We start from the raw sequence: 7,447 nt of genomic DNA, 5'->3' as shown, positions 1-7,447 counted from the left end.
GCGGCTGCCGGTCGAAGGGCGCCTCGATGGCGGGGGCGGGATCGTCCGGCTCGTGGCGGATGACCGAGGGGAACGGCAGCGGGTCGGCGGCCAGCGGCGGCACCGGCTGCAGCTTGGCCACGCGGGGCGTGAACGGCGTGACCGTGGTGTCCTCCACCACGGGGTCCGGGTCGAAGTCGGCCGACGACAGGCGCAGCGCCTCGTCGTCGTGCGGGGTGACGTGGCGGCGGCGCGGGTCGAAGAGCCATTCGGCGTGCCTCGTGTGACCGTTCCACACGTAGCCGAGCTTGACCCGCCACAGGCCGTCGTCGCGCTTGGCGGAGTCCCAGTCGATCTCGTCGGTGGGCACGCCGCGCCGGTTGAGGCGTTCGGCGACGAGTTCGCCGAGGGTGGGGCCGGGCGAGGACTCGCCGGGCATGCGCACGGTGACGCGCTGGGCCTGCTGGGCGACGTATTCGCGCTCCTGGAGGACCGGGCCCTCGAACCAGCGGACACGCTCGACCGGGATGCCTGCGGTCGCGGCGATCTGTTCCGCGGTCTCACCGGCTCGGATGCGGGCCTGGATCTCCTTGGGACGCAACGGGCTCTCCACTTCGATCTCGTACTGGCCGAGACGGGAGAAGTTGCCGCGGACGGCAGCACGGAGCCGGTCGTCCACGGGGAGTGTGAAGCGCGTGCCCCGTCCGGCAGTAGCCAGCACGAGGTAGGTGCCGTCCTCACTCACCGCGACGAGTCGGAGCTCCTGCATGCGAGTCCCTTCGTCAGCGTCGCCATTCTTCCCCCGGACCCTTGAGTCTCTCGCGTGTGCCGGTTGCCTGCCAGCACCGTACCCGGCATGTCCGAACATCGCCTTCCTGGGATAGCCCGGAGGCGATGTGACGCCGGTCACATTTGACGAATCCATCCCCTTCAGAGCCCGCCGGTGCGCAGGAGGAGGTTAGAGGTCCTCGACGGATTCTGGCGAATCGCTGGGCGCGTCGCCGTGCACTTGAGCCAAGTGGTCAGATCCGCCGGATTCGCGCCCGGATGGAACTCCAGATATCTGGCGGCGGCGCCGGCGAGTCGCGGGGCGGCGGCGGTGTAGGCGGGCTCGCCGGGTGCGGCCCGGCAGGCGCCGGGACCGGCGGCGGTGACGAGCACGCCGGATCTCACCAGGGCGCGCATGGCGGTGGCGAGCGCGGGGGAGCCGGCGGTGTCGAGCTGGACGCTGGTGACGGCCGGGCCGCGCGCGTGCCGGCGGACCCAGTCGAGCCCGGCCAGCACGTCCGACAGCGTGCCGGTGCCGCCGCAGCCGAGCGTCCGCACGGAGGCGATCCTGGCGTGGGGCGCGGCGGCGGCGACGGCGCGGGCGACGCGGGTGCCGTGCCCGGTGCAGTCGTGGCCGGTGCCGCCCGTGGCGTCGAAGGCCCGCCAGGCCCGGTCGCCGAGCCGGGCCACGTCCACGCCGCTGTCGACGACGTACACGGTGACGCCACGCCCGGCAGGGGCCCGGGCGGGGAGGGCGGCGCGCCCGGCCGCGGGGCGGATCTCGCGGTCGGGTTCGAGCGCCAGCACGCGCGGGTCGGCGCGCAGCTCGGCCTCCTCGGCGGCGTTCAGCATGGTGGCGAAGCCGGGCAGGGCGGCGGTGTAGTAGCGCCGCACCCGACGGCGCACCTCGCCGACGAGGTCGCGGGCCGCCGCCCGGTCACGGGCGGTGACGATGTACGGGCGCGCCGGTTCGGCCCGGAGGGGCCGGGCGGCCAGGCCGGAGGCGGGCGTCATGAGGGGGACAGCGGTGGTGACGGCCGTCGCTGCGGCGGTGACCACGGCCGCCGCGAGGTACAGGGAGGGCAGGCCGAATCGTCGGGGCACGAGCGAAGAGGGTGCCGGTCGCGGGCCCCTCAGGAGGTACGGGACACGCGATCCCGTCGATTCGCCAGCCGGTTCTTTACCAAAGGCTTAGCCGAGGACCGTGTCCAGGTAGTCGTTGGCGAACAGGCGGCCAGGGTCGAGCCGGTCGCGCAGCGCCAGGAAGTCGGCGAAGCGCGGATAGACCGTGGCCAGGTAGGCGGCGTTCCGGGTGTGCAGCTTGCCCCAGTGCGGCCGCCCGCCGAGCCGGGTCATGATCTCCTCGACGCCCTCGAAGTAGGCCGGGTTGGGGGTGGGCCGGTAGATGTGGCAGGCGACGTAGGCCGTCGGCCGGCCGTACGCGGTGGACAGCCAGGCGTCGCTCGGCGGCGTGACCCGTACCTCGACGGGAAAGGTGATCTTCCAGTCCATCCGCTCGATCAGGTCGCGCGTCTCGCGCAGCGCCTGGCCGAGCCGCTCGCGAGGGACGGCGTACTCCATCTCCAGGAAGCGCACGTCCCGCCGGGCGGTGAAGATCTTGTACGAGGTGTCCACGGAGGCGGAGTCGCCGAGCGCGGAGGCGCTGACGGCGTTGATGCGCGGGATCAGGCCGGGGAAGCGGGCGCCGGTGGCGCACGCGGCGCCGAACAGCGTGTTCTCCAGGAAGACCGCGTCCAGCCAGTGCCGGAACGCGCCGGGCGGGCTCGCCGGGCCGGGATGCCGGTTGTTGGTCTTGACCAGGCACGCGTCGGTGTGCGGCAGCCAGAAGAAGTCCAGGTGCTCGTTGCCCGAGGTCAGCTCGCCGAGCGAGTCGAGGATGCGGCTCAGCGGCATCCGCCGGCGCTCGTTGCGCAGCAGGAACGCGGGCTCGGTCCGGAAGGTCACCGCGGTGAGCACGCCGAGCGCGCCCAGGCCCACCCGGGCGGCGTCGAACAGGTCCTCGCCGGGCCCGGCCGTGGTCACGGTCCCGTCGGCGAGCACCAGCTCAAGGCCGGTGACCTGGTCGGCGAGGCCGCCGGTGTCGCGGCCGGTGCCGTGGGTGCCGGTCTGGATGGCGCCCGCGACGGTCTGCTCGGTGATGTCGCCCATGTTGGCCAGGGCCAGGCCGCGCTCGCCGAGCAGCTCGTTGAGCGTCCTGAGCGGGGTGCCGGCCAGGACGGTGACGCGGCCGTCCTGCCAGGAGGCGACGCCGGTCAGTCCTTCGGGGCGCAGCATGAGGCCGTCGGTGAGGGCCACTCCGGTGAAGGAGTGGCCCGTCCCCACCATGCGCAGACGCCGCCCGCTCGCGGCCGCGTCGCGCACGGCCCGGACGACGTCGCCGGTGGAGGTGGGGGCGCGGACCTCGGCGGGTTCGATGGCCTGGTTCCCCGCCCAGTTGATGAAGGCCACGCGCGCACCCCTGTCGTTCGGCTAAACGCGAACGATACTCACTTCTCCCAGCCCTCGGGGAGGGGGAAGGCGTCGCCGGGCTCCAGGTTCTCGTGCTTGACGATGTCGGAGACCTTGACGAGGTGGTAGCCGTTCTTCTGCAGCGTCTTGATGATCGACGGCATCGAGTCGACGGTCTGCTTCACCCAGTCGTGCATGAGGACGATGCTGTCCTGCTTGGCGACCGTGAGCGTCTGCTTCTTGATCGACTCCTCGTTCTTGGTCTCCCAGTCACGCGAGCCACCGGTCCACAGGATGATCGGCATGCCGAACTCGGCCGCGACCTCCGAGGTCGTCAGGTCGGACAGGCCGTACGGGGGACGCAGCAGCTTGGGCTCGACGCCCGCCGCCTTCTTGATCGCGTCGTTGGTCCGCTGGATCTCGGACCGGATCGCGGGGGCGGTCATCTTGGTGAAGTCGGGGTGCTTGTAGCTGTGGTTGCCGATCTCGTGCCCCTCCTCCACCATCCGCTTGACGTAGGAGGGACGGCTCTTCACGTACTGGCCTTCGAGGAAGAACGTCGCCTTGGCGTCGTACTTCTTCAACGTGTCGAGCAGCGTGCCCGCGTACTTGCCCGGGCCGTCGTCGAAGGTCAGCGCCACGCACTTGACCTTCGTGCAGTCGACTTCCTTCTCGGCCGGGGCGGCGAGCGCCGGGGCGGGGGCGAGGGCGACCGTGACAGCCGCGATGGCCAAAAGTGAGCTGAGATGTCGGGACATAAGCAAAGCTTCCAATGTGATGGATGTTGCGAGGGATGTCTCGACCGTAGCGGATCAGCTCTTGGCCGGTGAAGGCGCTTCGGGAAGTCTCAGCAAACCCGAACCTGCGATCCCGACGACGACCGCGAACAGCGCGCAGGCCAGGGAGAAGCCGTAGGCGTTGGACGGGCCGAACATCTCGGTGAGCCTGCCGCCCGCCCAGGCGCCCAGCGCGACGCCGAACCCGATCGACGTCGAGATCCACGCCATGCCCTCGGTGAGCAGCGACGGCGGCACCAGGCGTTCGGTGAGCGAGAAGCCGGTGATGAGCGTCGGTGAGATGGCCAGCCCGGCCAGGAACAGCCCGACCGCCATGACCGGCACGTCCCCGATGAACATGATCGGCAGGAGCCCGACGACGAACACGCCCAGCGCGCGCACGAACCGGCCGCGCAGCGAGATCCGCCAGTGCCGCGAGCCGAACCACAGGCCCGACACCATCGACCCGCCCGCGAAGGCGGCCAGCAGGAACCCGGAGGCGCTCTTGGCCCCGTGCTCGGTCGCGAACGCCACCGTGATGAGGTCCACCGAACCGAACACCGCGCCGAGGCCCAGGTAGACGCATGACAGCAGGGCGATGCCGGGGATGCGGATCGGGCTGCCGCCACCGCTCCTGACCGGCTGCACGGGCGGCTGGGTACGCCGCTGCAGCGCGAGCGCGATCGAGCCGGCGAACATGCACACCAGCGCCACGACGAGCCCGGCGAACGGGTTGACGGCGGTGGCCAGCACGGTGACCAGGGCCGGCCCGGTGACGAAGATCACCTCGTCGATGACCGACTCGAACGCGAAGGCCGTGTGCAGCTTGGCCGAGCCGCCGTGCGCGTGCGACCAGCGGGCCCGCACCATCGAGCCGAGCGACAGCGACGTGGCCCCGACCAGCAGCGCGGAGACGTACAGCGTCCAGTCGGGCAGGCTGAGGGCGGCGCTGAGCATGAGGCTGGTCAGGGCGAGCGCGTTCAGGGTGGCGAAGGGGACGATCACCCGGTTCTGCCCGAACCGGTCGGTCAGCCGCCCGGACAGCGGGGCGGCGATCGCGAAGGCCACGTTGCAGGCCCCGGCCACCGCGCCGGCGATCGCGAAGGAGTCGGTGACGCCCTGGATGAGCAGCACGATCCCGATGCCGAGCATGGACATCGGCATCCGGCCGACGAACCCCGCCAGGACGAAACCCTTGACGCCGGGCCCTTTGAACAACCCCCGGTAAGGCCCGACCATCCGCGTTTCTCCTTACTGTGCCGACACACCCTTGCGTATCGTCTGTCCGGACCGCAACCTGTTTTGCGGCACGTGGGTTAACGTGTCCCGCGTGTCCGGTCTTCCCTCTCCACGCGGCGTACTGCTCATGGTCGTCGCCGTGCTCACCGTCACGCTCGCGGCCGGCGGCGTCGTGCTGCTCCTGGGCGAGGACCCGTTCGAGACGCCCGCGGCGCCCGAGCCGCGGACGGTGCGGCGGGAGACCCAGGCGCTCGACAAGCTCGTTCCCACGACGGCTCCCGTCAAGGACTTCGGTGAAGGGGGCGCCGGCGTCACACCCACCCCGCCCCGGGTGCTCGCCATCGCCTCCGGCACCGTGCCCAGGCAGGCCCGCCACGCGCTGTCGGCGCTCAAGCACGTGCAGAAGGCCGTCGTGGTGGACGCGGGCTCGGTCAAGGTGTCGGGCACCGGGCTGAACCTGCTCGCGGTCGACCCCGCCGACTTCCGCTCCTGGACCCCCAAGGCCGTCGCCGACCAGCCCGGCGTGTGGAGCGCGCTGGCCAGGGGCGAGTTCGTCGCCGACTCGGCGGCCATGCGCAGGTACGGCCTCGCGCTGGGGGCCTACTACCAGGTGGACGGCGGGCCCCGGCTGCGTGTGGGGGCCTCGGCCCCGCTGGGGCTGACCGGGGTCGACGGCCTGGTGGGCACCGACCTGGGCCGCACCCTCGGGATGGCGCAGGGCGTGGCGGTGCTGCTGCACGGCAAGGATGGCGGCATCAGCGAGAAGGGCGTGCGCAAGGTGCTCGGCAAGGGCAGCCAGGTCGTCATGCTCGGCGAGGCCCGGCGTACCGGCGAGAAGCGGGAGCAGCCCGCGACGGCCACGGCCGCGCGGCCGGGCAGCTACCTGGAGCTCTACAAGGTGTCGGCGACCCGCTGCCCCGGCCTTTCGTGGACCGTGCTCGCGGCGATCGGGCAGGTCGAGAGCGGGCACGGGCGCAACAACGGCCCGTCCAGCGCGGGCGCGCTCGGGCCGATGCAGTTCATGCCCGCCACCTGGAAGGCGTACGGGGTCGACGGCGACGGCGACGGCGAGCGCGACATCTGGAGCCCGTACGACGCGGTGCCGGGGGCGGCCAACTACCTGTGCAGGACGGGCGCCGGTCAGGGCGGCGAGAAGCTGCGCAAGGCCGTGTGGCACTACAACCACTCGTGGGACTACGTGAACAAGGTCCTGGGCATCGCCGAGGCCTACGCCCGCGCCTACGCCTGACGGCGGCGCGGCGCCGGGCAGCAGGTCAGCGCACAGGCGACCGGCTCGGGCTCGTCCATCAGCTCGCGCACCATCCGCACGAACGCCGGATGGGTGCCGGCGGTCGCCGCCCGCTCCATCGGCAGCCCCAGCTCGGCGGCCACCTGGCGGGCCTCGGTGTCGAGGTCGTAGACGACCTCCATGTGGTCGGAGACGAACCCGATCGGCACCAGCACCACCGAGCCGGCGCCGGTCTGCCGCAGGTGGTCGCAGACGTCCGGCTCCAGCCACGGCACCTGCGGCGGGCCGCTGCGCGACTGCCACACCAGGTCCCACGGCTCGTCGCGGTCGAGCGCCTCGCTGACCAGCCCGGCGGTGCGGCGCAGCTGCGCCTCGTAGAGCCCGCCCGCCGGGCCCGCGCTCTCGGCCATGCCGACCGGGATGCTGTGCGCGGTGAACACCAGCCGCGCGTCGTCGCGCCCCAGCCGTTCCAGCGCCTGCCGGGTGTGGTCGGCCATCGCCTCCACGAACGACGGATGGTCCCCGAAATGCCGCATCTTGACCAGCTCGGGGCCGCCCTCGAAGGAGATGCGGTGGATGTCCTCGTAGTACTGCCTGCAGCTCGAATAGCCCGCGTAGGCCGAGGTGGCGAAGACCGCCGCCCTGCGCACCCCGTCGGCGGCCATCCGCTTGACCGTCTCCTCGCCGAACGGGTGCCAGTTGCGGTTGCCCCAGTAGACGGGCACCCCGGCGACCGGGCGTAGCGCCTCGACCAGGTCGCGGCACTGCTGGTTGATCGGGCTGACGCCGCCGAAGCCCTGGTAGTGCTCGGCGACCTCCATCAGCCGCTCCCGGGGCACCCCGCGGCCCCGCACCACGTTCTCAAGGAAGGGCAGCACGTCGCCGGGGCCCTCGGGGCCGCCGAACGACAGCACCAGCAGCGCGTCGTAATCTCCCACGTGAGCAACCTTATGCGCGCGTGCCGGTG

At 71.9% G+C, this 7,447-nt stretch carries 7 protein-coding genes; 1 reads left to right on the top strand and 6 read right to left on the bottom strand.

The window, feature by feature from the left end:
• The 5 genes from sepH to ADY59_RS32890 all read right to left on the bottom strand — a co-directional run.
• The coding region (gene sepH, locus ADY59_RS32910) for a septation protein SepH (RefSeq protein ID WP_049570527.1) at positions 1 to 748 on the bottom strand (748 nt) is incomplete at its 3' end.
• Between the two features lie 161 nt (positions 749 to 909).
• Complete coding sequence (locus ADY59_RS32905; RefSeq protein ID WP_049570524.1) at positions 910 to 1,851, bottom strand: protease inhibitor I9 family protein; 942 nt, start codon at positions 1,849 to 1,851, stop codon at positions 910 to 912.
• A gap of 87 nt (positions 1,852 to 1,938) precedes the next feature.
• Positions 1,939 to 3,216 carry a D-arabinono-1,4-lactone oxidase gene (locus ADY59_RS32900; protein ID WP_049570521.1) on the bottom strand — a complete coding sequence of 426 codons (1,278 nt, stop codon included), beginning with the start codon at positions 3,214 to 3,216 and terminating at the stop codon, positions 1,939 to 1,941.
• A 38-nt stretch (positions 3,217 to 3,254) separates the two neighbouring features.
• A complete protein-coding gene (locus ADY59_RS32895) occupies positions 3,255 to 3,974 on the bottom strand; it encodes a polysaccharide deacetylase family protein (protein ID WP_049570518.1) in 720 nt (239 codons plus the stop codon).
• Positions 3,975 to 4,028: 54 nt separating this feature from the next.
• Entirely contained in the window at positions 4,029 to 5,231 is a 1,203-nt protein-coding gene (locus ADY59_RS32890) for an MFS transporter (protein ID WP_049570516.1), read from the bottom strand.
• Between the two features lie 91 nt (positions 5,232 to 5,322).
• Between ADY59_RS32890 and ADY59_RS53505 the strand changes: the two genes are divergently transcribed.
• Positions 5,323 to 6,480: a lytic transglycosylase domain-containing protein gene (locus ADY59_RS53505; protein WP_049570537.1), complete on the top strand. Its 1,158-nt coding sequence runs from the start codon at positions 5,323 to 5,325 to the stop codon at positions 6,478 to 6,480.
• Here ADY59_RS53505 and ADY59_RS32880 read toward each other — a convergent pair.
• Positions 6,471 to 7,418: a ferrochelatase gene (locus ADY59_RS32880; protein WP_049570513.1), complete on the bottom strand. Its 948-nt coding sequence runs from the start codon at positions 7,416 to 7,418 to the stop codon at positions 6,471 to 6,473. The two genes, ADY59_RS53505 and ADY59_RS32880, sit on opposite strands and share 10 nt — an antisense overlap.
• Positions 7,419 to 7,447 lie beyond the last annotated feature (29 nt).

Origin of the sequence: Nonomuraea sp. SBT364 (genome assembly GCF_001083785.1) — a bacterium.
Classification (GTDB): domain Bacteria; phylum Actinomycetota; class Actinomycetes; order Streptosporangiales; family Streptosporangiaceae; genus Nonomuraea.
Note: the sequence above shows the minus strand (reverse complement) of the source record. Positions and strands in the feature narration are given on the sequence as shown.